The organism is Albimonas sp. (genome assembly GCF_055129145.1).
In genome coordinates, this window is record NZ_JBSRTQ010000050.1 from 1 (window position 1) to 26,036 (window position 26,036).

General features: G+C 70.2%; 21 protein-coding genes. 19 read left to right on the plus strand and 2 right to left on the minus strand.

The features are described 5' to 3' along the window. Positions 1-2,295, plus strand: a 2,295-nt coding sequence (locus ACTB72_RS09980; protein ID WP_463036845.1) for a DUF3418 domain-containing protein, incomplete at its 5' end; no start/stop codon positions are given. After that, positions 2,292-4,586 carry a glucans biosynthesis glucosyltransferase MdoH gene (gene mdoH / locus ACTB72_RS09985; RefSeq protein WP_463036846.1) on the plus strand — a complete coding sequence of 765 codons (2,295 nt, stop codon included), beginning with the start codon at positions 2,292-2,294 and terminating at the stop codon, positions 4,584-4,586. The genes ACTB72_RS09980 and mdoH, both read left to right, overlap by 4 nt. On the opposite strand, the gene ACTB72_RS09990 is transcribed toward mdoH, so the two are convergent. Then, on the minus strand, positions 4,562-5,566 hold the full coding sequence (locus ACTB72_RS09990) for a TAXI family TRAP transporter solute-binding subunit (RefSeq protein ID WP_463036847.1): 1,005 nt from the start codon (positions 5,564-5,566) through the stop codon (positions 4,562-4,564). The two genes, mdoH and ACTB72_RS09990, sit on opposite strands and share 25 nt — an antisense overlap. 354 nt (positions 5,567-5,920) lie before the next feature. Here ACTB72_RS09990 and ACTB72_RS09995 point away from each other — a divergent pair, with 354 nt between their 5' ends. Further along, positions 5,921-8,431, plus strand: a complete 2,511-nt coding sequence (locus tag ACTB72_RS09995) for a cation:proton antiporter (RefSeq protein ID WP_463036848.1) — start codon at positions 5,921-5,923, stop codon at positions 8,429-8,431. Between the two features lie 6 nt (positions 8,432-8,437). Here the strand turns inward: ACTB72_RS09995 and ACTB72_RS10000 are convergent, their stop codons facing one another. Next, the gene (locus ACTB72_RS10000; RefSeq protein WP_463036849.1) at positions 8,438-9,148 is read right to left on the minus strand and encodes a GntR family transcriptional regulator; all 711 of its coding nucleotides are present in this window, start codon (positions 9,146-9,148) and stop codon (positions 8,438-8,440) included. 306 nt (positions 9,149-9,454) lie between these two features. On the opposite strand from ACTB72_RS10000, the gene ACTB72_RS10005 reads away from it, so the two are divergent. From ACTB72_RS10005 to ACTB72_RS10080, 16 genes are all read left to right on the plus strand, one after another. Then, a complete protein-coding gene (locus ACTB72_RS10005) occupies positions 9,455-10,225 on the plus strand; it encodes a class II aldolase/adducin family protein (RefSeq protein WP_463036850.1) in 771 nt (256 codons plus the stop codon). Between the two features lies 1 nt (position 10,226). Next, on the plus strand, positions 10,227-11,207 hold the full coding sequence (locus tag ACTB72_RS10010; RefSeq protein ID WP_463036851.1) for an NAD(P)-dependent oxidoreductase: 981 nt from the start codon (positions 10,227-10,229) through the stop codon (positions 11,205-11,207). An 88-nt stretch (positions 11,208-11,295) separates the two neighbouring features. Beyond that, complete coding sequence (locus ACTB72_RS10015; protein ID WP_463036852.1) at positions 11,296-12,945, plus strand: amidohydrolase; 1,650 nt, start codon at positions 11,296-11,298, stop codon at positions 12,943-12,945. Further along, a complete protein-coding gene (locus ACTB72_RS10020) occupies positions 12,942-13,880 on the plus strand; it encodes an ABC transporter permease (protein ID WP_463036853.1) in 939 nt (312 codons plus the stop codon). The genes ACTB72_RS10015 and ACTB72_RS10020 overlap by 4 nt, the downstream gene beginning before the upstream one ends. Next, positions 13,877-14,788 carry an ABC transporter permease gene (locus ACTB72_RS10025; protein WP_463036854.1) on the plus strand — a complete coding sequence of 304 codons (912 nt, stop codon included), beginning with the start codon at positions 13,877-13,879 and terminating at the stop codon, positions 14,786-14,788. Before ACTB72_RS10020 ends, ACTB72_RS10025 begins: the two co-directional genes overlap by 4 nt. A gap of 95 nt (positions 14,789-14,883) precedes the next feature. Beyond that, positions 14,884-16,467, plus strand: coding sequence for an ABC transporter substrate-binding protein (locus ACTB72_RS10030; protein ID WP_463036855.1), 1,584 nt, complete (start codon positions 14,884-14,886; stop codon positions 16,465-16,467). A 125-nt stretch (positions 16,468-16,592) separates the two neighbouring features. Beyond that, on the plus strand, positions 16,593-18,065 hold the full coding sequence (locus ACTB72_RS10035; RefSeq protein WP_463036856.1) for an amidohydrolase family protein: 1,473 nt from the start codon (positions 16,593-16,595) through the stop codon (positions 18,063-18,065). Further along, positions 18,062-19,075 carry an ABC transporter ATP-binding protein gene (locus ACTB72_RS10040; protein ID WP_463036857.1) on the plus strand — a complete coding sequence of 338 codons (1,014 nt, stop codon included), beginning with the start codon at positions 18,062-18,064 and terminating at the stop codon, positions 19,073-19,075. The genes ACTB72_RS10035 and ACTB72_RS10040 overlap by 4 nt, the downstream gene beginning before the upstream one ends. Further along, positions 19,072-20,160: an ABC transporter ATP-binding protein gene (locus ACTB72_RS10045; RefSeq protein ID WP_463036858.1), complete on the plus strand. Its 1,089-nt coding sequence runs from the start codon at positions 19,072-19,074 to the stop codon at positions 20,158-20,160. Before ACTB72_RS10040 ends, ACTB72_RS10045 begins: the two co-directional genes overlap by 4 nt. Before the next feature lie 257 nt (positions 20,161-20,417). Continuing rightward, the gene (locus tag ACTB72_RS10050) at positions 20,418-21,245 is read left to right on the plus strand and encodes a transporter substrate-binding domain-containing protein (protein WP_463036859.1); all 828 of its coding nucleotides are present in this window, start codon (positions 20,418-20,420) and stop codon (positions 21,243-21,245) included. A gap of 77 nt (positions 21,246-21,322) precedes the next feature. After that, a complete protein-coding gene (locus tag ACTB72_RS10055; protein WP_463036860.1) occupies positions 21,323-22,060 on the plus strand; it encodes an amino acid ABC transporter ATP-binding protein in 738 nt (245 codons plus the stop codon). Positions 22,061-22,072: 12 nt separating this feature from the next. Then, entirely contained in the window at positions 22,073-22,744 is a 672-nt protein-coding gene (locus tag ACTB72_RS10060) for an amino acid ABC transporter permease (protein ID WP_463036861.1), read from the plus strand. 3 nt (positions 22,745-22,747) lie between these two features. After that, on the plus strand, positions 22,748-23,413 hold the full coding sequence (locus ACTB72_RS10065; RefSeq protein ID WP_463036862.1) for an amino acid ABC transporter permease: 666 nt from the start codon (positions 22,748-22,750) through the stop codon (positions 23,411-23,413). An 18-nt stretch (positions 23,414-23,431) separates the two neighbouring features. Next, positions 23,432-24,361: an N-carbamoyl-D-amino-acid hydrolase gene (locus ACTB72_RS10070; RefSeq protein ID WP_463036863.1), complete on the plus strand. Its 930-nt coding sequence runs from the start codon at positions 23,432-23,434 to the stop codon at positions 24,359-24,361. A gap of 16 nt (positions 24,362-24,377) precedes the next feature. Next, positions 24,378-25,001 (plus strand): flavin reductase family protein, encoded by a 624-nt coding sequence (locus tag ACTB72_RS10075; RefSeq protein WP_463036864.1) that lies wholly within the window; start codon positions 24,378-24,380, stop codon positions 24,999-25,001. Positions 25,002-25,030: 29 nt separating this feature from the next. Next, on the plus strand, positions 25,031-25,990 hold the full coding sequence (locus ACTB72_RS10080) for a dihydrodipicolinate synthase family protein (RefSeq protein WP_463036865.1): 960 nt from the start codon (positions 25,031-25,033) through the stop codon (positions 25,988-25,990). Positions 25,991-26,036 lie beyond the last annotated feature (46 nt).

The window sequence follows — 26,036 nt, forward strand, 5'->3', positions numbered from 1 at the left end:
CAGAAGCTGGTGAAGCAGGTGGCCGAGCTGGAGCACAAGTCGCGACGGCAAGACGTGTTGGTGGACGACGAGCTGATTTTTGCGTTTTACGACGCGCAGATTCCCGCCGAGGTGTGCAGCGGCGCCAGCTTTGAGCGCTGGTACAAAGACGCGCAGCGGCTCAACCCCAAGCTGTTGCTGCTGACCAAAGAAGAACTGATGCGCCACGAGGCGGCCGGCATCACCACGCAGGCGTTTCCCAAAACGCTGCGTCTGGGCGGTGTGGACTGCAGCTGCACCTACCTGCACGAACCTGGCGATCCGCGCGACGGCCTGAGTGTGGCCGTGCCCATTTTTGCGCTCAACCAGGTCAGCGAAGACCGCTGCGACTGGCTGGTGCCCGGCATGCTGAAAGACAAGCTGCTGGCGCTGCTGAAAACCCTGCACCAGCGCCCGCGCTCGCGCCTGGTGCCCCTGCCAGCCACGGCCGAGCGTTTTGCCACCGCGCTCACCGAGCCTGCGGTGTTCGGCGCTGGCAACCTGATGGACGCCTTGCTCAAGCTGGTGCGCGAAGCGACGCAGCTCGACATCGTGCGCAACGACATCAAGGTGGACATGCTCACCCCGCACCATTTCATGCACCTGCGCGTGGTGGACGAACACGGCCGCCAGCTGGGCCAGGGCCGCAGCCTGGCTGCGCTGAAGGCCGAGCTGGGCGGGCAGGCGCGTGGGGCGTTTCAGGCGCTGGCTTCGCTGAAGCTGGAGAGCTTGCGCCCGGCTCCGCCCGAGCCCAAGGCCGCCCCGGCACCCGCCGCTGCCAGCGGCGCCCGCCGTGTGGCCGCAGAGGCGCCCGCCGTGCCCGCCCCGGTCTTCGACTTCGAAACCGTGCTGCAGATCGCCCGCGACCGGGTCCGCGACAGCCACGAGAACCGCCGCCAGACCCTGTCCGGCATTTTCGAGGATCTCGACTACGACGCCTATCGCGCCATCCGCTACATCCCCGCGCGCCGGATCTGGACCGGGGAGGGGCTGGGCTTCGAGATCGACCTGCTCCCCCCGGGCTCGATCTACCGCGACGTGGTCGACATCGCGCTGGTCGACAACGGCGTGACCACCCCCCTGCCCTTCGATCCCACCGCGCTGCATTTCGACGAGAATCGCTTCAAGCTCCCCGACGGCCGCGCGCCGGAGGGGTCGGCCGACGGCCATTCCTGGACCGGGTTCCGGGTGCGCTATCCGATCAACCGGCCCGAAGTGCATGACGAGATCTCGGTCTTCCAGGGCGCGAGCTTCTTCCGCGGCATCGGGCGCGACCAGCTCTTCGGCCTGTCGGCCCGGGCGCTGGCGATCAACACCGGCGCGCCGGGCGGGGAGGAATTCCCCGTCTTCACCAAGTTCTGGCTGCACCGCCCCGCCCGCAACGCCACCGAGTTCAAGCTGCACGCGCTGCTCGAAAGCCAGTCGGTGGTCGGGGCCTACGAATTCCTGATCCGTCCGGGCGCCGAGACGGTGGTCGACGTCCGCTCCACCCTGATCCCGCGGGTGGACCTGCGCGAAGCCGGCATCGCGCCGCTGACCTCGATGTACTATTTCGGCGCGAAGGAGCGGGGGCGCGTCGACGATTACCGCGACGCGGTGCATGATTCGATGGGCCTGCAGATGCTGACGGGCCATGGCGAGCGGCTGTGGCGACCGCTGTCCAACCCCGCGACCCTGCAGCTCTCGGCCTTCCAGGACACAAATCCCCGCGGCTTCGGGCTGGTGCAGCGTCGCCGCGCGTTCGAAGACTACCAGGACGCCGAGGCGCGCTATGAAAAACGTCCCTCGGCCTGGGTCGCGCCGCTCGACGAATGGGGCGAGGGCGACGCGCGGCTGGTGGAGATCCCCACCGACAGCGAGTTCAACGACAACATCGTCGCCTTCTGGCGCCCCCGCCAGCCGCTGGCGGCGGCGCGCGAGCACGCCTTCGCCTACCGGCTCTACTGGTGCGCGCTGCCGCCGGACGAAGCGCCGGCGGCGCGGGTGATCAACACCCGCGCCGGACGCTCGGTGATCGAGGGCGAGCGGCGGATGATGGTGATCGATTTCGACATCGGCGACCGGCCGATCAACGACCTGCGCCCCAAGGTCGAGGCCGTCGGGGGCAAGATCCAGCATCTCAACCTGCGCTCGGTGCCGAAAGCCGGCGTGGCGCGGGTGGTGATCGGCTTCAACCCGCCCGACGGCGGCGGCATGGAATTCCGCCTGCAGCTGGTGAAGGCCGAGGGCGGGGAGCCGGTGTCCGAGACCTGGCTCTACCGCTGGACGCCGGCATGATCCCCGACGGCGCCCCCTCCGCCCACCCGGCGGGTGCGCCCGTATCCGATGCGGCGCGCGGCCTCGCGTCGGCCGCGGGCCCCGGCCCGACGCCGTCGGAGGCGCATCTGCGGATGCGCGTCCAGGATCTGCGCCGCGTGCCGCCGCGAGGCCGGTTCGCGCGGCCGACGGCGCGCGTGCTGGCGGCGCGGATCCTGTCGCTCGGCGGCGCGCTGTTCGTGACCTGGGTCGGCGCGGACCAGATGATGCTGGCCTTCGCCTCCGACCAGATCACCCCCCTGCAGCTGGCGCTGCGCTTCCTCTTCGTGCTGACCTTCGGCTGGATCGCCTTCCCGGCCTGCGCCGCGCTCGCCGGGCTGCTGCTGACCCCGCGGCCCCCCAAGCTCGACCAGACCGCGCCCCTGACCGCGCGCACCGCCATCGTGATGCCGGTCTACAATGAGGATTCGTCCGAGGTGATGGGCGCGCTCGCCGCCATGGGCCGCGGCATCGCAGCCCTCGGCCATGGCAAGGCGTTCGAGATCTTCATCATCTCCGACACCCGCGACGCCGACGCCTGGGCGCGCGAGACCACCGCCTTCGCAGCGCTTCGCGAGAGCCTGGGCGACGCGATGCCGGCGTGGTATCGCCGCCGCACGCTCAACACCGGGCGCAAGGCCGGCAACGTCCAGGACTTCGTGGAGCGCTGGGGCGCGCGCTACGACTTCATGCTGGTGCTCGACGCCGACAGCCTGATGCTGCCCGAGACCATCGTCGAGATGGTGCGCCGGATGCAGGCCGCGCCGGGCCTCGGCCTGCTGCAGACCACCCCGGCCCTGACTGGCGCGCTGACCCCCTTCGCCAAGCTGCAGGAATTCGCCGGCGGGCTCTACGGACCCGTGGTCGCGCGCGGCGTGTCGGCCTGGCAGGGCGACGACGGCAATTTCTGGGGCCATAACGCGGTGATCCGCGTGCACGCCTTCGCCGAGGCCGCGGGCCTGCCCGAGCTCCCGGGCCGCAAACCCTTCGGCGGCCATGTGATGAGCCATGACTTCGTCGAGGCCGCACTCCTGCGCCGCGCCGGCTGGCAGGTGCGCATGGACCCCGACCTCGAGGGAAGCTGGGAGGGGCTGCCTCAGTCGCTCGCCGCCTTCTCGGTGCGCGACCGGCGCTGGGCGCAGGGCAACCTGCAGCACGCGGCGATCATCGGCGCGCGCGGCCTGCGCTGGCCCAACCGGCTGCATATGGCGATCGGCATCGGCTCCTATCTCGCCTCGCCGGTCTGGCTGCTGATGCTGCTGGTCGGTCTGGTGATCACCGTGCAGGCGTCGTGGTATCGGCCCGAATATTTTCCCGCCACCTTCCAGCTGTTCCCGTCCTGGCCGCGATTCGACGTGGTGCGGATGACGTGGCTCTTCGTCGGCGCGATGGGGGTGCTGCTGCTGCCCAAGCTCATCGGCCTCGGCCGCGCGCTGGCGATCCCCTCGATCCGGCGGCGCTATGGCGGCGGGCTTCGGGTGTTCGCGGGCGCGGTGGTGGAACTGGCGCTGTCGGCGCTGGTCGCCCCGGTGATGATGCTGATGCAGACCCGGCACGTTATCGACATCCTCTCGGGCCGCGATTCCGGCTGGAACCCGCAGACCCGCGACGGCGTCGCCCCGCCCTGGGGCGAGGCGCTGGCCGAACATGCGGGGCACATCTTCGCCGGCGGGCTGCTCGCCGCCGCCCTGCTGGTCACCCAGCCCGAAGTGCTGATCTGGCTGTCGCCGGTGGTGGCGGGGCTGTTGCTGTCGCCGCTGCTGGCCCGCTTCGGGTCGGATCCGCGGATCGGGGCGGCGTTCTCGCGCGTGGGCCTGCTCGACACGCCCCAGACCCGCGCGCCGCATCCGCTGTGGAAGCAGGCCGCCGACGCCGGCGCCCGCATCGGGCGGGACGGGGCGCAGGGGCTGTCGGACCTCGCCGCCAACCCGCTGCTGGCGGAGGCGCATGTCGCGGGCCTCGGCGGGCCCGCGCCCGACGCCGCGACCGACGAGCCCCGCCATCTCGCCGCCCTCACCGCGCGGGCGAAGATCGACGCCGCCCGCGACGCGACCCAGGCCCTGTCCTGGCTGACCGCGCCGGAACGGGTGGAGCTCGCCGCCCGGCCCGAGCTGCTGGCGGCCCTCGCCGCCCGGCCTCCGGCGCTGACCGCCAAGGCCCCGCCGCGCCGCAAGCCTCGGCCGCCGGTCGCCCCGGCCCAGACGTCCGAAGCGTCGCCCGAGCCGTCGCCCGCCAGGGGCGCGGGGCGTCAGAGCCAGCCACGCTCCCGGTAATAGCTCAGCGCCCCCGGATGCAGGGGGGCGCTGAGCCCCTCGCGCACCATCTCCGCCTCGGTCAGTCCGGCGAGCGCCGGGTGCAGGCGATGAAACCGGTCGAAATTGCCGAAGATGGCGCGGGTGACCCGGCGCACCACTTCCGGGTCGAGATCGGCGGAGGCGACCAGCGTCGCGCGCAGCCCGAAGCTCGGCGTCGGATCGGGGGCGCCGCGATAGACCTTGCCGGGGATGCTCGCGTGGCTGAAGCCGCGCGCGGCGGCGATCAGACGCTCCACCCAGCCGCCTTCGGCCGGCAGCAGATGCGCCTCGGTCGCCAGCATCGCCGCCCGTGTGCCGGCGTTGGGATGGCCGACCATGTCGACGACCGCGTCCAGCCCGCCCCGCGCCAGCGCCGCGGCGCGCGCGGCCGCGTCCAGCTCGGTGATCTGGGCGAAATCGGCCAGCGACCACCCGCGCGAGGCCATGGCCGCCGCCAGCGTCGCGCGCCGGCCCGAACCGGCGGTCCCCACATCCACCCGCATGCCGCGCAGGTCGCCCAACGCCCGGGCGCGGGTGTCGGCGCGCGCGATCACGGTGAACACCTCCGTATGCAGCGACATCACCGAACGCAGGCGATCATAGCCGCGCTGGTCGAAGCGTCCGACGCCCAGATAGGCCTCGCGCTGCCAGTCGGATTGCACCAGCGCAAGTTGGAAGGCGCCGGCGCGCAGGCCCTCGATGTTCTCGATGGAGCCCGAGCTGGCGGGCGCTTCGCAGGTCAGCGGGGCCGCTTCCTTGTCCTCCTCGCGCGCCACGAAGCGGCAGATCGCCTGGCCGATGGCGTAGTAGACCCCCTGCGGATCGCCGGCGCCGATGATCAGCCGCCCCGGATCCGCCGGCGCGTCCTCGTCCGCCCGCGCCCGCCAGGGACCGAGCGCCAGCGCCGCTCCGCCGAGGCCGAGCCCCAGCGCCTCGCGGCGTCCAAGGAGGCCGGGCACGCGGCGATCCGGAGGGCTGCGCCTGGTCATTCGCGATCTCCGCTTGGTCGGCAGGACGTCCGACGGTCCGCGCCGAAGCGGCCCGAAAACGGTCCCGGCGGGGGGATGCCGGAGGCGCGACGCTACCCCCCCGCCGTCGCCCGGGCAAGGCGCCGGGCCGCGCGGCGCCGCCCGGCGCGCCGCACGGTTCCGCGAGCGTCCCCCGCGGCTTCCCGCCTGTTTCTCTTGCGGATTCTCCCTCGCATCGCCCCCCATGTCTGGTAGAGCGGCAGGGGCGGCGCCTATATGCTGGCGACCGAACCCGCCTGCCCTCATCCCCGCCTCCCCGCCGCCCCCGCCCGAAGGAACGCCCGCTTGGAGATCGTCGTCTTCGCCGTCGCCGCCTTCGCGCTGCTGCTTGCCATCGCCGCCTTCGCCGCCCCCGCGGCCCGCGCCGCCGGCCTGCCGCTGCCGGTGGTGGTCGCGGCGCTGGGGCTGACCTACGGCGTGGCGACCTCGGGCTTCGGGTTGGATGTGTCGGGCGGCGCGCTCGACACCTACGACCTGTGGTTCCTGGATCAGCTGGCGCTCGACAGCTCCAGCCTGCTGCATGTGTTCCTGCCGCCGCTGCTGTTCGAGATGGCGCTGTCGGTCAACACCCGCCGCCTGCTCGAGGACTGGGTGGTGGTGATGGTGATGGCCGTGGTCGCCGTCGCCGCCGCCACCGCCGCGGTGGGGCTGTCGGTCTGGGGCGCGTCCTCGATCGGACCGATCGCGGCCCTGATGCTGGGGGCGGCGGTCGCCACCACCGATCCCGCCGCGGTCATCGGCACCTTCCGCGAGATCGGCGCGCCGCGCCGCCTGGTCGTCCTGCTGGAAGGCGAGAGCCTGCTCAACGACGCCGCCGCCATCGCCATCTTCTCCGCCCTGCTCGCCGCCGCGATGGCCGAGGCCGCGGGGCCGCTCGACGTCGCCTCCAGCTTCGCCTGGGGCTTTTCGGTGGGGGCGGCGATCGGGATCGGGGCGAGCCTGATCGCGGCGCGGGCCTATGCGCTGCTCGGCCGCTCGGCGGTGGCGGAGGCGTCGCTGACCGTGGCGCTGGCTTATGGCGCCTATCTGGTCGCCGAACAGGGGCTCGGCGCCTCGGGCGTGGTGGCGGTGGTCTTCGCAGGCCTCGGCACCGGGTCGCAGGGCTTCATCCGCATGGGGCCGGGCAACTGGGCGACGGTGCGCGCGGTCTGGGCCCAGATCGGCTTCTGGGGCAATGCGATGATCCTGCTGATCGCGGCCTCGCTGACCCCCGGCCTGCTCCTGTCGCTCGATTACCGCGACGCGATCCTCGTGCCGCTGGTCTATGTCGCCGCCATCGCCGCCCGGGCGCTGCTGCTTTTCGTGGTGCTGCCCGGGCTGACCGCGGCGGGGTTGTCGGCGCCGCTGTCGCGCAACCGCCGCATCCTGCTGCTCTGGGGCGGCGTGCGGGGCGCGGTGACGCTGGTGCTCGCCCTGTCGCTGACCGAGCTCGGCGCGCTCGGCGAGGACGCCGCCCGCGTCGGCGCCATCGCCGCGGGCTTCGCGCTGATGACGCTCATGATCAACGCGCCCACGCTGGCGCTGGTCACGCGGCGTCTCGGCCTCGACGCGCTGACGCCCGCCGACCTCGCGCTGCGCGAACGCATCGTGGCGGGCTCCTACGCCCGGGTCCGCAAGGTTGTGGCCAATCTCGCGGCCGAGCGCGATCTCGACGCGGAAATGGTGGCCTCGGTGCAGGAGAGCCTCGCCGAACAGGCCCGCGACGTCGAGCGCCAGGCCGAGGCGGAGGCCCAGGGCGAGCGCATCCCGTTCGGCGAGCGTCTGCGCCTCGGCCTCGCGATCCTCTCGGGCCAGGAATCCCGCCTGGTGCGCCGGGCGTTCGAGGAAGGCGCCATCGGGCCGCGCGCCACCATGCAGATGCGGCTCGCGGTCGACCGGCTGGCGGATGCGGCGCGCATCGGCGGGCGCGACGGCTACGAGCTCGCCGCCGACGCCGCGCTGACCGCCGCGCCGCGCCGCCGGCTCGCCGCCTTCGTGCACCGCCGCCTGCGCTGGGACCGGCCGCTGCGCGAGGCGATCGAGCTCGACCTGACCGCGCAGACCGAGACCGAGCGGATCCTGCGCGAGCTGGACCGCTTCGCCGAATCCACCGTCACCCCGATGATCGGCGCCGACGCCACCGCCAATCTGCGCGCCCTGCTCGCGTCCCGGCTGGAGGAGGTGCGCGCGGCGCTGGCGGGGCTGGAGGCGCAGTATCCCGACTACACCGCCGCCATGGACCGGCTGCTGCTGGCCCGCGCCGCCATGCGCCGCGAACGCCAGCAGGTGGCGCGCCTGCACCATGACGGGGTGATCGGGCCGGAGCTGTTCGGGGACCTGAGCCGCGATCTCGACCATCGCGACCGCCGCCTCGGCCGGCCGCCGCGGCTCGATCTGGCGCTGTCGGCGCGCGAGCTGGTGGACCGCACGCCGCTGTTCGAAAGCCTGACCTCCGAGCAGAAGGTCCGCCTCGCCCGCCTGCTGCGCCCGCGCTTCTCCATCCCCGGCGAGGTGGTGCTGGAGGAAGGCGCCCGCGGCGACCACCTCTTCGTCATCGCCTCCGGCGCGCTGGAGGCGCAGGGCGCGCGCGGGGTTGTGGCGCGGCTCGCCAACGGCGATTTCTTCGGAGAGATCGCGCTGTTCGCGCCGGCCCGCCGGCGTCGGACAAGGGTGGTGTCGCTGGGCTATTGCCGGCTGCTGACGCTCTCGCGCCGCGATTTCCAGCGCCTGCTGGACCAGGAACCGGACGCCGAGCGCCTGATCCGCGACGCCGCCAAGCGCCAGTTCGACCTCGGCTTCGGCCAGACCCGGGGCTGAGCCTCCCTAGTCCTTGGGATCGGCCGCGGCGTCGCGGAACAGGCGCACCACATGGATGCGCGCGTCCTCCAGATGCTCGCGCAGCTCCCGCTTCAGCCGCTCGGCGTCGCGGGCGCGGATCGCCTCCATCAGCGGCTCATGCGTCGCGGCGAGGGTGACGGGGTCGTCATAGACCCGGCCGACCAGCGCGATGCCGGCGCGCAGTTCGGTCGCGATATGGTCGAACAGCTTCACGATCCGCCGGTTGCCGCCGATCTCGCACAGCATCCGGTGAAAACCGTAATCCTCCACCACCTGCTCCTGCGCCGCCCCGGCCGCGCCCAGCGTATGCAGCAAGGCCACCTGTTCGGTCAGCCGGGCGATGTCGGCGTCGGTGATCCGCGACATCGCCCCTTCGGCGGCGTGCAGCTCGAGGCATTCGCGCAGGTCGTAGATGTCGGCCAGCTCGTCCGCGTCATAGGCGTGCACGAAGAAGCCGCGGCGCGGATGCGACACGATCAGCCCCTGCGATTCGAGCAGGCGCAGCGCCTCGCGCGCCGGGGCGCGGGAGGTGCCGAGTTCGCGCGCGAGCTTCGCCTCGGCCACCTTGGCGCCGGGGCGCAGGCGGCCGTCGCCGATGGCGCGCACCACCTGATCCGCGATCCGCGTCACCAGGTCGTCGCTTTCCAGCGCCCTGAAGGTGGTTCCGGGCGGTCCCCCGAAATCGTCGTTCAACATGTTCGACCGATCCCCCGACGTTTCACGCAGGATCCGACGCAATCCGAGAAGCGGCGCGCCGGGCTGCGGAGGCCCGGTGCGCGGCGGTCGGGCGCGCCGGACGCTCCAGATCAGGTGACTCGAAAAATAGCCGACTGTCGACAGTTGATTTGTCCAGATTTTCGCCGCACTCTCGCTGCGACGCAACAGAATCGCACACCGAAACCTGCCGTGGCGAAAGTTGCGGCGCCGGACCCGCGGATCGCCCCGGAAAACCCAGCCGCCGCCGCCCCGCAAAGCGCGGCCGCCGCCGCAAGGAGCCTCTTGATGACCGTGCAGAGCCAGATCTCGGCCGAACTTCCCGCCGAGCGGGTGCACCTCGCCGCCGCCTATCGCCTGATCGCCGAATTCGGCATGGACGACAGCATCTTCACCCATATCTCGGCCCGCGCCCCGGCCGCGGAGGGCGAGCACGCCTTCCTGATCAACCCCTACGGCCTGCGCTTCGACGAGGTCACCGCCTCCAACCTCGTCACCGTCGATCTCGACGGCAAGATCCTGCGCGACGAATTCGGCGCCGGGATCAACAAGGCCGGCTTCACCATCCACTCCGCCGTGCACGCCGCCCGCCACGACGTGCATTGCGTGCTGCACACCCACACCGTCGCCGGCGTCGCGATCAGCTCGCTGGAGGAGGGCATCCTGCCGCTCAACCAGTGGTCGCTCGAATTCCACAACCGCGTCGCCTACCACGACTACGAGGGCATCGCCGTCAACCTGGCGGAGCGCGAGCGTCTGGTCGCCGACCTGGGCGACAAGAACGTCATGGTGCTGCGCAATCACGGCATGATGACCTGCGGGCGCACCGTGGGCGAGGCGTTCTCGGCCGCCTTCAACCTGGAGCGGGCCTGCAAGGCGCAGCTCGCCATCATGGGTTCGGGCATGACGCCGCGCATCGTCCATGAGGAGCTCGCGGAATTCACCGCCCGCCAGAGCGAGAGCTGGGGCGAGGCGCATTTCGCCTCCGGCAAGCCCGACCCGGAATGGGAAGCCTATCTGCGCTTCATCAAGAAGCGCCAGCCGGACTTCGATCTCTGAGATGAACGCGCCGCTCGCCCACTCGCCGCAAGTCGCCGTCGCCGCCCGTCCGACCGTCGTGGCGTGCCTCTCGGTTCCCTTCGATCTCAAGCAGCTCTTCGGCGGGATCGACGAGGACCGGCTGCTGCTGATGCGGCCCGACGAGATCGAGCGGCCCGAGGAGGTGACCGCCGCGCTCTGCTGGAACCCGGCCGACGATGCGTTCGACCGCTTCCCCAACATCCGCCTCGCCGCGTCGATCGCGGCGGGGGTGGACGGGATCCTGAACTGCCCGAGCCTGCCCAGGGACGCGGTCGTGACCCGGGTGCGCGACGATCACCAGGCCGACCTGATGGCCGGCTACGCCGCCTTCGCCGTGCTCTGGCATCACCGCCGCATGGGCGACTACCTGGCCCATCAGGCGGCGCAGCGCTGGGTGCGCAGTTTCCGGCCCGCGGCCCCGGCCTCGGTTCCGGTCGGCGTGCTCGGCTACGGGCTGATGGGCCGGGCGGTGGCCCGCGCCATCGCGGCGCTGGGCTTCCCGGTGATCGCTGCGGCGCGGTCGGGGGGCGAGCCCCTGCCCGGCGTCGAAGTCATCTCCGGCCCCGGCGCGATCCGGACCGTGGCCGCCCGCGCGCGGATTCTGGTCAACGTGCTGCCGCTGACCGCGGAGACGCGCGACGTGCTGAACGCCGACCTCTTCGCCCAGATGCCGGAGGGCGCGGCCCTCGTGCAGATCGGGCGGGGCGAGCACATGGTGGAGGACGATTTCCTCGCGGCGCTCAACGAAGGCCGCATCGGGTCGGCCACGCTCGACGTGTTCCGGACCGAGCCGCTGCCCCAGGGCCACCCGTTCTGGACCCATCCGCGCATCATGATGACGCCCCACAAGGCGTCCGACACCTCGCGCGAGGAAACCGTCCGCCAGCTCGGCCTCGCGCTCGACGCGATGGAGGCCGGGCGCATCCCCGACGCGGCGGTGAGCCGGGACGCGGGCTACTGAGCCCCGCCCCCTCCCCCGATCCCTGACCCGAAGACCCCAAGGAGCCCCCCATGATCGCCCGAACCCATCCCCGCCCGGAGACCCGCGCATGACCGACGCGATCTCGGCCGACAAGATCCTCGTCGGGGGCAAGATCTGGTGCGGGCTGGCCGAAGGCTTCGCCGAGGCGCTGGCCATCTCCGGCGACAAGGTGCTCGCCACCGGCGCCCGCGCGGAAATCGAGGCGATGGCCGGCGACAACACCGAGGTCATCGACCTCGGCGGCAAGCTCGCCATGCCGGGCCTCAACGACGCGCATATGCATCTGCACATGTACGGCTTCAACATGAAGCAGGTCGATCTGCGGGCCCGCGACGGCGTCCGCTCGGTCGACGCGCTGCTGGACCGGATCAGGGCCGCCGCCGCCAACGCCGCGCCGGGCGAATGGATCGTGGGCCGCGGCTACGACCACGACAAGCTGGCCGAGCATCGTCACCCGCACCGCAAGGAGCTCGACGCCGCCGCCCCCGACAACCCGGTCTACATCGTGCGCGCCTGCGGGCATGTCGGCGTCGCCTCCACCAGCGCGCTGAAGCTCGCCGATATCGGCCACAACACCCCCGACCCGTTCGGCGGCGCCATCGGCCGGGCCGAGGGCGAGCTGACCGGCTGGCTGGCCGAGACCGCCCGCGCCCCGATCCACGACGTCCTGCCCGCGCCGACCGTGGACGACATCGTCGACGCCATCGAATCCGCCGGCAAGAACCTGCTGACCTACGGCATCACCTCGGTGATGGAGGCGGCAATCGGCATCCGCGACGGCATGATCGAGATGCGCGCCTACCAGAAGGCCCATGCCGAGGGCCGGATCCCGGTCCGCGTCGCCGGCGTGATCATGGGCGACCCGGAGAAGAACATCCTCGACCAGTGCCATGAAGAGGGCCTGATCACCGGGGTCGGCGACGACATCTTCCGCATCGCCGGCGTCAAGCTCTTCCTCGACGGGTCGGCCGGCGGGCGCACCGCCTACATGACGACCCCCTACGAGGCCCTGCCCGAGGGCGGTCCCGACAATTACGGCCTGCAGTGCCAGGCCGCGGAGACCACCGAAGAGATCGTGATGAAGGCCCATAAATGGGGCTATCAGGTCACGCCCCACGCCATCGGCGACGCGGCGATCGAGCAGATCCTGGTCGCCTACGAAAAGGCCCAGGCGGCCCATCCGGTCGAGGATCGCCGTCACCGGATCGAGCATTGCGGCTGGCTCTCGCCGAGCCAGATCGAGCGGATGGCCAAGCTCGGCTGCGTGCCCGGGCCGCAGCCGACCTTCATCTACTTCTTCGGCGACGGCTACGAGGCCTGCCTCGGCGAGGAGCGCCCCCAGTTCTGCTACCCGATGAAGGCGTTCATGGAGGCGGGCGTGCATCCCTCCGCCTCCACCGACTGCCCGGTCTGCGACATCGACCCCTTCGCCAACATCTACGCGATGGTGACCCGGACCACCGACACCGGCGTCGTGCTGGGCGCCGACCAGCGGCTGAGCGTGGCCGAGGCCCTGCACTGCTACACCTATGAAAGCGCCTACGGCGTGCATGACGAAGCGCGCAAGGGCCGGCTGATCCCGGGCCAGTACGCCGACGTCGCGGTGTTCTCGAACGACTTCTTCGAGGTCGACCCGAAGGACATCCTGACCACGGTCTGCGAGATGACCCTGCTCGGCGGCGAGGTGGTCTACCGTCGGGAGGACATCGCGGCATGATCTCCACGATCACCGACCGCCTGATGCTGTCGATCCCGGTGCTGTTCGGGGTCCTGCTGTTCGGCTTCATGCTTCTGCAACTCGTGCCGGGCGATCCGGCGCGGGTGGTGGCGGGGCCCTCCGCCCCGCCGGAGGTGGTGGAGGCGATCCGCATCGACATGGGCCTCGACCAGCCGCTTCCGGTGCAGTTCTGGTCCTACCTGGAGCGGATGGCCGTCGGCGACCTCGGGCGGTCGATGATCTCCAACAAGCCGGTGACCGAGGAGCTTTCCTCGGCCATCGGTCCGACGGTGGAGCTCATGCTCGCCTGCATGCTCTGGTCGATCCCGCTCGGGGTCGCCATGGGCACGCTGGCGGCGGTGAAGCGGGGCTCGATCGTCGACCGGGCGATCATGGCGATCTCGGTGGCGGGCGTGTCGCTGCCGATCTTCTTCGTGGGCCTCCTGGCGGTGCAGTATCTGGGCGTGCTGTGGATGAACCTGCCTTTCATCGGCCGGGGCGGACCGCTCTGGTCCCATGACGGGCTGATGCACATGATCCTGCCGGCGCTTTCGCTGGGCGCGATCCTGGTCGGGCCGGTGGCGCGCATGACGCGGTCCTCGGTGCTCGAGGTGCTGAAGCTCGATCACGTCCGCACCGCGCGCTCGAAGGGTCTGACCGAAACCCAGGTGATCCTGCGCCACGGGCTGCGCAACGCGCTGATCCCGGTGGTGACGCTGATCGGGCTTCAGGCGGGCTACCTGCTCGGCGGCGCGGTGGTGACCGAGACCATCTTCTCCTGGCCCGGCATCGGGCGGCTGGTGGTCGGCGCGATCCTGTCGTCGGACTTCACCGTCGCGCAGGGGGCGATCCTGGTGTTCGCGCTGGGCTTCATCATCATCAACCTGATCGTCGACGTGCTTTATTCCCTGCTCGACCCGAGGGTTCGCAAATGACCATGGCCGCCGCAGAGACGACGTCCGCACCCATCCCCCCCGCCGAGGACGCGACGCCCCCGCGCCGCGCCTCCTGGGGCCGCCGCCTGATGCGCGACCGCGCCGCGGTGCTGGCGCTGGGGGCGCTCGCGATCATCTGCCTCGGCGCGATCTTCGCGCCCTGGCTCGCCACCCATGACCCCTATGTCAACACCCGCTCGGTGATGACCCCCCCGGCCTGGCAGACCGGCGGCGACATCGCCTATCTGCTCGGCACCGACGGCCAGGGGAGGGACATCTTCTCCCGCCTGCTCTACGGGGCGCGGCTGACGCTGCTGATCGGTCTGATCTCGGTCGGGCTCGGCGGCTTCGTCGGCTCGATGATCGGGCTGCTCTCGGCCTTCTACCCGCGGCTCGACGCCTGGCTGATGCGGATCATGGACATGCTGCTGTCCTTCCCTGCGATCCTTCTGGGGTTGGCGCTCGTGGCGGTGATGGGCCAGGGTTCGGTCCCGGTGATCATCGCGCTGGCGATCTCCTCGGTCCCCGATTGCGCCCGCATCGCCCGCGGCATCGCCGCCGGCGTGATGAAGATGGAGTTCATCGAGGCCGGCCGCGCCGTCGGCCTGTCGGACGCCGCGCTTTTCCGCCGCTACCTGCTGCGCAACTGCATCTCGTCCATCATGATCTTCATCTCGCTGCGCTTCGGCCAGGTGATCCTGATCGGCGCGGCGCTTTCCTTCCTCGGCCTCGGCGCGCGTCCGCCGCTGGCCGAGCTCGGCATGATGGCGAGCCAGGGGCGGGACTTCCTGCTCTTCGCGCCGCATATCGCCGTGATCCCCTCCGTCGCGATCTTCATCATCGTGCTCGCCGCCAACGTGGCCGGCGACGCGCTTCGCGACGTGCTCGACCCGCGCCTGCAGTCCTGACCGGACCGCAGGCCCCCCATCGCGCGCGCCCGCCGCAGAAGCGGGCCGCAGACTTCGCAGCCGACAGACATGTCCGACAAGGAGGGCGCCGCCCCATGAGACTTTCCGCCAAAGCCCGCAACCGCCTCGCGCTGGGCACGGCTTTCGCCGCCCTGCTGCCGGCGCTCGCCTCGGCGCAGACCGTCACCATCCTGCGCGCCCAGGATTCCAACAAATACGATCCGCCCGCGATCACCGCGCAGTCGGGTTCGGAAGTGCTGTTCATGATGGGCGACACGCTCGTCGCCCTGAACGACGACATGTCCACGATCGAGCCGCTGATCGCCAAGTCCTGGGACATTTCCGAGGACGGCAAGACCTACACCTTCCACATCAAGGAAGGCGTCAAGTTCTGCGACGGCAAGCCGATGACCGCGCATGACGTGGCCTATTCGATCAACCGCTGGGTCAGCCCGGAAGTGAAGTCCGGCGTCGCCTGGCGCGCCGGCGACATCAAGTCGGTCACCGCGCCCGATGACGTCACCGTGGTCTACGAGCTCAACGCCCCCTATTCCGAGCTGCTCTACCAGCTCGCCCAGTCCTTCGGCACCATCGTCGACAAGGACAATGTCGAGAAGCTGGGCGCCGATTTCGGCGTCTCCGGCTTCAACGGCACCGGCCCGTTCTGCTGGGAAAGCTGGGACCCGCGCAACGAGATCGTGCTGACCAAGCATGAGGGCTACAACTGGGGTCCGCCGATGTATGGCGAGGGTCCGGCCAAGGTCGACAAGGTGATCTGGAAGATCGTGCCGGAGGAATCCACCCGCACCGTCGCCCTGATGACCGGCCAGGGCCAAGTCTCCTACTACGTGCCCTATATCGGCCTCGGCAAGCTGCGCCAGATGCCCAACATCGAGGTCGTGCGCTCCGACGCCGCGTTCTGGACCAACTTCATCGGGTTCAAGATCGACAAGCCCGGCATGAACGACCCCGAGGTCCGCAAGGCGATCAACCTCGCCGTCAACCGCGAGGCGATGGCCGAGGACATGTTCTTCGGCGAAGTCGATCCGGCCTATTCCTACGTGTCCAAGGGCGCGCTGGACTACAACGCCGACATCGAGCCGTTCCTGATCAAGTACGACCCCGAACTCGCCGCCAAGACCCTCGACGACGCCGGCTGGAAGGTCGGCCCCGACGGCGTGCGCGCCAAGGACGGCGTGAAGCTGGAGCCGGTGATCTACTCCTTCACCGGCGAATGGGCGAAGACCGCCGAGGCGGTTCAGGCGGATCTGCTGAAGGTCGGCGTCAACCTGCAGATCCAGCCCTTCGACGCGACGGTGGCCTGGGGCAAGCTCGCCACCCAGGAATTCGACATGTTCACCATGGGCTTCCCCTATGTGTCGACCGGGGACGCGCTCAACCTCTACTTCCGCTCGCAGAACATGCCCTCCCCGAACCGCATGAACTGGGATGACCAGGAGACCGACACGCTGCTCGCCACCGGCGCCGCGGCGACCACGGATGCGGAGCGGGCCAAGGCCTATGGCGACGTGCTGCTGAAGGTGCAGAAGGCCGCCGTCTGGCTGCCGATCTACGAGAAGCCGATGCAGATCGCCTATGTGAACAGCATGAAGCCGATCAAGCCGCACAACATCTACGGCGCCGGCCTCTACAAGGGCCTTCAGCTCGAGATGAAGTGACCGGCGCGGCGCGGGGCCCTTCGGGACCCCGCGCCGACCGAGATCCCGGCGCCGCCCGCCCCGGCGGACGGCGCCCTCCCCCTCCCCCGACCGATCCAGATCCCACGCCGGAGCCCCGAGCCCCCATGACCGAGCCGACTGAAGCCGAGGCCCCCGCCGGGGTCACCGTCATCCGCGACGCCTCCTGGATCGTCGCCTGGGACGAGGCCGAGGGCCGGCACGCCTACAAGCGCCATCAGGACGTCGCCTTCGCCGGCGACCGCATCGTGCAGGTCGGCGGCAAGTACGAAGGCCCGGTGATGCGCGAGATCGACGGCCGCGACATGCTGGCGTCGCCGGGCTTCGTGAACATCCACTCGCATCCGTCTTCCGAGCCGATGAACAAGGGCATGCTGGACGAGCTCGGCTCGCCGCGGCTCTACATGTCGTCGCTCTACGAATTCATGCCGCTGTTCCGCCCGGACCCCGAGGGGGTGCAGGACTGCGTGCGCGTCGCGCTGTCGGAGCTGATGCTCTCCGGCGTGACCACCATGTGCGACCTCTCCGTCGCCTATCCCGGCTGGGTCGACCTTCAGGCCGAAAGCGGCATGCGCTCCTATCTCGCGCCCATGTACCGCTCCGCCCGCTGGTTCACCAGGAACGGCCATGTCGTCGAATACGAATGGGACGAGGCGCAGGGCGAGCGCGACATGGACGCCGCCATGTCGGTGATCGACCAGGCCATCGCCCATCCTTCGGGCAGGCTCGGCGGCATCGTCGGCCCGTCCCAGATCGACACCTGCACGCCCGAGCTGATCCAGGCGAGCCATGCCGAAGCCGCGCGCCGCGGCCTGAAGATGACGCTGCATGCCGCGCAGAGCATGGTGGAATTCCACGAGATCACCCGGCGCCATGGCAAGACGCCGTTCGAATGGCTCGACAGCCTCGGCGTGCTCGACGACCGGCTGATCATCGGCCACGGCATTTTCCTCAATGACCACGCCTCCGCCAACTGGCCCTGGGCGAACGACTTCGAGCTGCTGAAGGCCTCGGGGACCGCCGTCGCCCACTGCCCGACCGTCTTCCAGCGCCGCGGCATCACCATGCGCACGGTCGGCCGATATCTGCGCAACGGGATCCCGGTGGGCATCGGCACCGACACCTACCCCCACAACATGCTGGAGGAGCAGAGGAACGCGCTCTTCAACTCCCGCGTCATGTCGCAGAACGTCTACGACATCCGCACCGAGCAGATCTTCGAGGCGGCGACCGTCGGCGGCGCCAGGATTTTGGGTCGCGACGACATCGGCAAGCTCGCGCCCGGCGCCAAAGCGGACCTCTTCCTCGCCGACCTGACCCATCGCGCCATGCGCCCGATGCGCGACCCGATCTCCACCCTGATCTACGTCGCGGCCGAACGCGCGGTGACCGACGTCTTCGTCGACGGCCGCCAGGTGGTGAAGGACCGCGATGTGGTGGCCTTCGACCTCGACAAGGCGTTGGACGGCGTCGAGGCCGCGCAGCGCCGGGCCGAGGCGCAGTTCCGCCAGCTCGATTTCGCCGGCCGGTCCCATGCCGAGGCCGCGCCTTACGTCTTCTCCAACGAGGGCGCAGAATGACCGCGAAAGCCTCCCTCCCCGACCCCGACGCGCCCCTGCTCGAGGTCCGCGATCTGAAGGTTCATTTCCACACCGAAACCGGGATCTTCCGGGCGGTGGACGGGGTGTCGTTCTCGGTCCGCCGGGGCGCCACGCTCGGCATCGTCGGCGAATCCGGCTGCGGGAAATCGGTGACCTCGCTCGGCATCATGCGCCTCATCGCCCAGCCCCCGGGCCGCTATGCGGGGGGCGAGGTCCTGTTCGAAGGCCGCGACATCCTCAAGATCTCGGAGCGCGAGATGCGCGGCCTGCGCGGCGGCCGCATGGGCATGATCTTTCAGGAGCCGATGACCTCGCTGAACCCGGTCTACACCATCGGCGACCAGATCATCGAGACGCTGCGCGCCCACGGCCTCACCGACCGGAAGGCCGCGCGGAAGAAGGCGATCGAGATGCTGGACCTCGTCCGCCTGCCCTCCCCCGCCAAGCGCATCGACGATTTCCCGCACCAGTTGTCCGGCGGCCAGCGCCAGCGGGTGATGATCGCCCTGGCGCTCGCCAACGATCCCGAACTGCTGATCGCCGACGAGCCGACCACCGCGCTCGACGTCACCATCCAGGCCCAGATCCTCGCGCTGATGCGCGACCTGCGCGAGCGCACCGGCGCGGCCATCGTGCTGATCACCCACGACCTCGGCGTGGTGGCCGAGACCTGCGACGACGTGGTGGTGATGTATGCGGGCCAGGTGGTGGAGAAGGCGCCGGTCGCCGATCTCTTCTCCGGCCCCCAGCATCCCTACACCTTGGGCCTGATGGCCGCCGTGCCGCGGCTCGACGCGCAGACCGACCGGCTGGAAACCATCCCCGGCTCGGTGCCGCCGCCCTATCTGCAGCTGCCGGGCTGCCGCTTCGCCTCGCGCTGCCCGCTCGCCACCGACCATTGCCGCGCCGCGCCGCCGCCGTTGCGCGAGATCGGCCCCGGCCGCTCCGTCGCCTGCTGGCGCGCCCCCATCGAGGAGATCGCGGCATGAACGCCACCGCAAAGCCCATCGGCAAGGCGCCCATCCTCGAGGTCTCCAACCTCACCAAGCATTTCCCGGTCAAGGGCGGGCTCTTCAACCGCAAGTCCGGCGCCGTGCAGGCGGTGACCGACGTGTCCTTCTCGGTCGGCGCCGGGGAAACGCTGGCCATCGTCGGCGAATCCGGCTGCGGCAAGTCAACCACCGGCCGGGCGCTGCTGCGCCTGCTGGAGCCGGACTCCGGCTCGGTGAAGCTCGATGGCGAAGACATCATCGCGCTGCCGCCCAGCCGCCTTCAGGCCGCGCGCCGCCAGATGCAGATGGTGTTCCAGGACCCGTTCGGCTCGCTCAACCCCCGCATGAACGTGCGCGAAACGCTGATGGAGCCGATCCTGCTGCATGGCGTGGCCACGGGCGCCGCCGCCGAAAAACGGGTGTCGGAGCTGCTGAAGACCGTCGGCCTCTCGGACTACCACGCCGACCGTTTCCCGCACGAGTTCTCCGGCGGCCAGCGCCAGCGCATCTGCATCGCCCGCGCCCTCGCCACCCGGCCGCGGCTGATCGTGTGCGACGAGCCGGTGTCGGCGCTCGACGTGTCGGTGCAGGCGCAGATCGTGAACCTGCTGCAGGACCTGCAGACCCAGTTCGGCATGGCCTATGTGTTCATCTCCCACGACCTCGCCGTGGTGCGCCATATCGCGAAGCGGGTGGCGGTGATGTATCTGGGCCGGGTGGTGGAGCTGGCGGATGCGGCCGAAATCTTCGCGCGCCCGCATCATCCCTACACCCGCGCCCTGATCGCCGCCGCGCCCAAACCGTCCCCGGGGGCGGTCACGGGGCGCGAGGAGGTGAAGGGCGACGCGCCCTCGGCGCTCAACCCGCCGTCCGGCTGCGCCTTCCATCCGCGCTGCCCGCTGGCGCAGGACCGTTGCAAGACCGAACGGCCGGCGCTGCGCCAGGTGGGCGGCGCCATGGCCGCCTGCCATTTCGCCGAAGCCGTCGCCGACATGGGCGCCCAGGTCGAAGCCGCCCGGCCCGAGGCGCTGCTGCGCAGGCTCGACGTGCTGGCCCGCGCCCGCGACGCCAACGCCGCCTGACCCGCGCCGCCCTCTCCCGGTCACGGGGGAGGGTTCGCGGCCATGCCGCCCGCGGATCTGCCCATTGCGCAGGCGCCCACCCCAAAATCCATAACTCCAGCCCATGGATAAATCGGAAAATAAATCACCGATTATCTTTTGGGCATGGTGCGGCGCCGCAAATGAGTCATAATCCGACTCGTCCCTCCGGCTCGATCCGCCGGCCCGGGGCCAAATCTCCGGAAATCCGGCCAGGACGACAGCAAGGAGGCTCCCCCATGAAGAAGTCCCTCATCGGCGCGCTCGCTTTGTGCGCCCTCGCGACGGCCGCCGTCGCGCAGGAGAAGTACACCACCGCCGTCGACGGCACGTTCGCCCCCCATGCCTTCCCCAAGCTCGGCGGCGGGATCGAGGGCTTCAACGTCGATCTGGTCGACGAGCTGCGCAAGCGCCTGGGCGTGGAGATCGAGCTGGTCGCCACCCAGTTCTCCGGCATCCTGCCCGGGCTCGCGGCGGGCACCTACGACTTCGTCGCCGCCCCCACCACCGTCACCGAGGAGCGGGCGACCAACCTGCTGTTCACCGAGGGCTATCTGAACACCGACTTCCAGTTCGTGACGAAGAAGGGCGCGCCCGAGGTCACCGACCTGCACCAGTTCAAGGGCCAGACCATCGCGGTCAACAAGGGCTCGGTCTACGACAGCTGGGCCCGCGGACTGGAGAGCGAGATCGGCTGGACGGTCGAGAGCTACGGCACCAACGCCGACGCCATCCAGGCGGTGCTCTCGGGCCGGGCCGTGGCCAATGTCGCCGGCAACACCGCCTCGGCCTGGGCCGCGAAGAAGAACCCGGCGCTGGCGCTGAGCTACCTGCATTCCACCGGCCTCGTCTGGGCGATGCCGCTGCGCAAGGACTCCGAAGAGCTGCGCAAGAAGCTCGAGACCGTCATCGAATGCATGAAGATCGACGGCGCCTTCGCCGCGATGCACGAGAAATGGTTCGGCATCGCCCCGGCCGAGGGCGCCGCGGCGATCACCCCGCAGCCCGGCTGGGGTCAGCCCGGCTTCGCCGGCTATGTCGACGACGGCCACGTGCCGTCCTGCTGAACCCAAGCCCCACGCGTCGGCCGGTCCCCTGCGGGGGGCCGGCCCGGTTTCCACGCGACCGCGACCAGGACCTGGCCATGACCCCTCCGATCCTCGAACTCGCGGCCCTGCGAAAATCCTTCGGCGACCAAGAGATCCTCACCGGGATCGACCTCAAGGTGGCCAAGGGCGAGCTCGCCTTCGTCATCGGGCCCTCGGGCTCGGGCAAATCCACCATGCTGCGTTGCTGCAACCTGCTGGAGCGGCCGACGTCGGGCGCGGTGATGCTGGAGGGGCGCAACATCGCGGCCCATGGCGTGAAGCTCGACCCGATCCGCCGCCGCATCGGCATGGTGTTCCAGAGCTTCAACCTCTACCCGCATCTCGATGCGCTTGGGAACGTGGCGCTGGCGCTGCGCAAATCCCTGCGCATGCCGCGCGCCGAAGCCAATGCGCGCGCCGCCGCAGCCCTTGACCGCGTCGGGCTGGCGGACCGCGCCCGCCACCATCCCGCCCAGCTTTCCGGGGGCCAGCAGCAGCGCGTCGCCATCGCCCGCGCCATGGCGCTGGAACCCGCGGTGATGCTCTTCGACGAGCCGACCTCCGCCCTCGACCCGGAGCTGGTCGGCGAGGTTCTGGCGGTGATGCGCGAGCTGCGCGCCGCCGGCATGACCATGCTCGTCGTCTCCCACGAGATGCGCTTCGCGCGCGAGGCCGCCGACCGGGTGATCTTCATGGATCAGGGGAATATCGTCGAGCAGGGCCCGGCCGAGCGGATCTTCGGCGCTCCCGAAAGCCCGCGCCTGCAGGCCTTCCTCGCCCGCCAGGCGAACTGAGGGGGGGCTGAGATGGATTTCGGCGACGCCTTCCTGAACGGCGCGGTGCTGGCCAAATACGCCCCCGCCATCCTCGGCGGGGTCTGGGTCACGCTCTATCTCTCCATCATCATCGTGATCTGCGGCACGGCGCTGGGCCTCATGCTCGCCTGCGCCCGGGCCGCAGGCTGGCGCGGCATCAACTTCTTCATCATCGTCTACGCCGACGTCCTGCGCGCGCTGCCGCCGCTGGTCCTGATCCTGATCGCCTATTTCGGCCTGCCGGGCGTCGGCGTGCTGTGGTCGTCGAACCTCGTGCTCTTCATCGTGCTGACCCTGATCCTCGGGGCCTTCTCGGAAGAGATCTTCTGGGCGGGCATCACCTCCGTCGGCAAGGGCCAGTGGGAGGCGTCGCGCTCCACCGGCCTCGGCTTCGCGCAGACGCTGGTCTTCGTGGTGCTGCCGCAGGGCATCCGCCTCGGCCTGCCGCCGCTGACCAACCGGGCCATCGCGGTGACCAAGATGACCGCGCTCGGCTCGGTCATCGGCGTGCCCGACATCCTCAACCAGGCCACCACGGCGCAGAGCTTCTCGGGCAACGCCTCCCCCCTGACGCTGGCCGCGGTCGCCTATGTGGCGCTCTTCCTGCCCTTCGTGCTGCTGGCCCGCTGGCTCGAGACCCGCTTCGCCTGGCGGAGGACCTGAACGATGGAGCAGATCGGCGAACAGTTCTTCAACCTCGAGATCATGAAGGCCTCCTGGCCGATGCTGTTGTCGGGCCTCTGGATCACCTTCCTGCTGGTGATCGTGGTGGTGCCGCTCGGCCTCGCCGGCGGGCTGATCGCGGCGCTCGCCTCCACCGCCCGCTCGCGCTGGATCCGCTGGCCCGCCTTCGCCTTCGTGGACGTCTTCCGCTCGGTCCCGCCGCTGGTGCTGCTGATCGCGGTCTATGCGGGCCTGCCTTTCGCGGGCATCCGGCTCGAGCCCTTCGCCGCCGTGGCGCTGGCCTTCATGCTGAACAACTCCGCCTATTACGGCGAGGTCTACCGGGCCGGCATCGAGGCGGTGTCGCCCGGCCAGAACGAGGCCGCGCGCTCCACCGGGCTTTCCGCCGCGCAGACCATGGCCCACGTGGTGCTGCCCCAGGCGGTGCGCGCGGTGCTGCCCGATCTGGTGTCGAACACCGTCGAGGTGGTGAAGCTCACCTCGCTCGCCTCCGTCGTGTCGCTGTCGGAGATGGTCTATCAGGCCGACATGGCGCGTTCGGTCACCTACAACGCTTCGCCGATCGTTCTGGCGGCGGGCATCTACCTGGTCCTGCTCTGGCCCGTAGTCCGGCTGATCAGCCGCCACGGCCGCAAGATCGCATCCTGAGAAACGTCGGAGAACAACATGCGTGAGATCGTCGTGGGCGGCGCCCAGATGGGCGCGATCCTGAAGGCCGAGAGCCGCGAGTCCGTGGTCGCCCGGATGCTGGTCCTGCTGGAGGAGGCCGCCGAAAAGGGCTGTCAGCTGGTGGTCTATCCCGAGCTGACGCTGACCACCTTTTTCCCGCGCTACTGGATGGATGACGAAGCGGAGATCGACGCCTGGTTCGAGCGCGAGATGCCCAACGGCGCCACCAAACCGCTGTTCGACCGGGCGAAGGAACTGGGGATCGCGCTTTCCCTCGGCTACGCCGAGCTGACGCCCGAGGGCGACCACTACAACACCCAGATCCTCACCAACCCCGCCGGCGACATCGTCGGCAAATACCGGAAAGTGCACCTGCCCGGCCATTCCGATTACGACACGGAACGCGCCTTCCAGCATCTGGAGAAGAAGTACTTCCTCCCCGGCGATCTCGGCTTCCCGGTCTGGCGCAACATGGACGCCTGGATGGGGATGATGATCTGCAACGACCGGCGCTGGCCGGAATCCTGGCGGATCATGGGGCTGCAGGGGGTCGAGCTGGTGGTCTTCGGCTACAACACGCCCTCGGTGAATTCTCAGATGGGCGGCGAGGGCCTCGAAAAACGGCTCTATCATTCCGAGCTGGTGATCTGCGCCGGCGCCTATCAGAACTCCACCTGGGCGGTCGCGGTCGCCAAGGCCGGCGACGAGGACGGGCACCCGCTGATGGGCGGCTCGATCATCGTCGATCCCAACGGCTTCGTGGTGGCCAAGGCCGTGACCGAGGGCGACGAGCTGATCGTCGCCGCCTGCGACATGGACGCGACCGCCTTCGGCAAGGAGACGATCTTCGACTTCGAACGTCACCGCCGCATCGAGCACTATGGCATCATCACCGCCCAGACCGGCGTGAAGACGCCCGACCTCTGACCGCCGGAGCCGCCCCATGCACTTCGACTTCTCCACCCTCGAAAAGCAGCAGGTCTACAAGCTGCTCTGCGCCGTGGTCATCCCGCGTCCCGTGGCCTGGGTGACCACGACCGCAGAGGACGGCACGGTCAACGCCGCGCCCTATTCGTTCTTCAACGTGTTCGGCGAACGTCCCGCGCTGGTGGTGCTCGGCCTCCAGCACAAGGCCGACGGATCCCCCAAGGACACCACGGCCAACATCCGCCGCTCGGGCGAGTTCGTGGTCAACATCCTGACCCCGGACCTGACCGACGCGATGGTCGACACCGCCGCCGCCTACCCCGCCGACCAGGGCGAGCCGGCGGCGCTGGGGCTGGAGGTGGCGGCGTCGGTGATGGTCGGCCCGCCGCGGCTCGCCGTCGCCCCCGCCGCCCTCGAATGCCGGAAGCTGACCGGGCTCTCGTTCTCCGCCGACCGCGAGCTGCTGGTAGGCGAGGCCGTGGCGCTGCATACCCGCGACGGGCTGATCGACCCCGACACGCTTCGCGCCGACTGGGGCGGAGAATACCCGCTCGCGCGGCTCTTCGCCGACCGCTACGGTCGGGTGGAGGAGATCGCGCCGCGCACCATCCCGGCCCCGAAATATCCCACCCAGTCCTGACCCCACAAGAAACGCCCCGGAGGATCCCCATGCCCCTCATCGACCGCCAGACCAAAGGCGTCTACGTCATCGCCGCGACCCCCTTCGCCGATGACGGCGCGCTCGACCTCGGCTCCATCGACAGCCTCGTCGACGCCTATGTCGAGGCGGGTTGCGACGGCATGACCATCCTCGGCGTGATGGGCGAGGCGCCCAAGCTCTCGCCCGACGAAAGCCGCGCCGCCATCGCCCGGTTCCTCGGGCGCTCGCCCAAGGGTTTCGGAAGCATCGTCGGGGTGTCGGCGCCGGGCATGGACAACCTCGCGCGCATGGGCAAGTCGGCGATGGAGGCCGGCGCCGCCGGCGTCATGGTCGCCCCGATCCCCGGGCTGGCGCTGGAAGAGCAGATCATGGGTTACTACGCCCAGGTCTGCGCGGCGCTGGGGCCTGACGTGCCGGTCGTCTTCCAGGACTATCCGCAGCTCACCGGCGTCCGCGTCTCCGCCGCCACGATCCTGAAACTCACCCGCGAGTTCCCCCAGATCGTGATGCTCAAGCACGAGGAGGCGCCGGGCCTCTCGAAACTCCAGAAAGTGCGCGAGGGGTCGGGGACCGCCGACACCCCCCGCCTCTCGATCCTCTGCGGCAACGGCGGCATCTACCTGCCGCAGGAGCTTCAGCGCGGCGCCGACGGCGCGATGACCGGCTTCGCCTGGCCCGAGATGCTGGTCGACGTCTGCCGCCTGCACCACGCGGGCAAGGTCGACGAGGCCGAGGATCTGTTCGACGCATGGCTGCCCCTGATCCGCCATGAGCAGCAGCCCGGCATCGGCATCGCGCTCCGCAAGGAGGCCTTGAAGCGTCGCGGCGCCATCAAATCCGCCAGGATCCGCGCCCCCGGCCCCAGCCTGAACGCGGCCGACCTCGCCGAACTCACCCGCCTGATCGCCCGCACCGAGGCCCGCGTCGCCGCCATCGGCGGGCGCACCGGAGGGAAGATCGCCGCATGACCTACGACCTCGTCATCAAGGGCGGCACGGTCGCCACCGCCTCCGA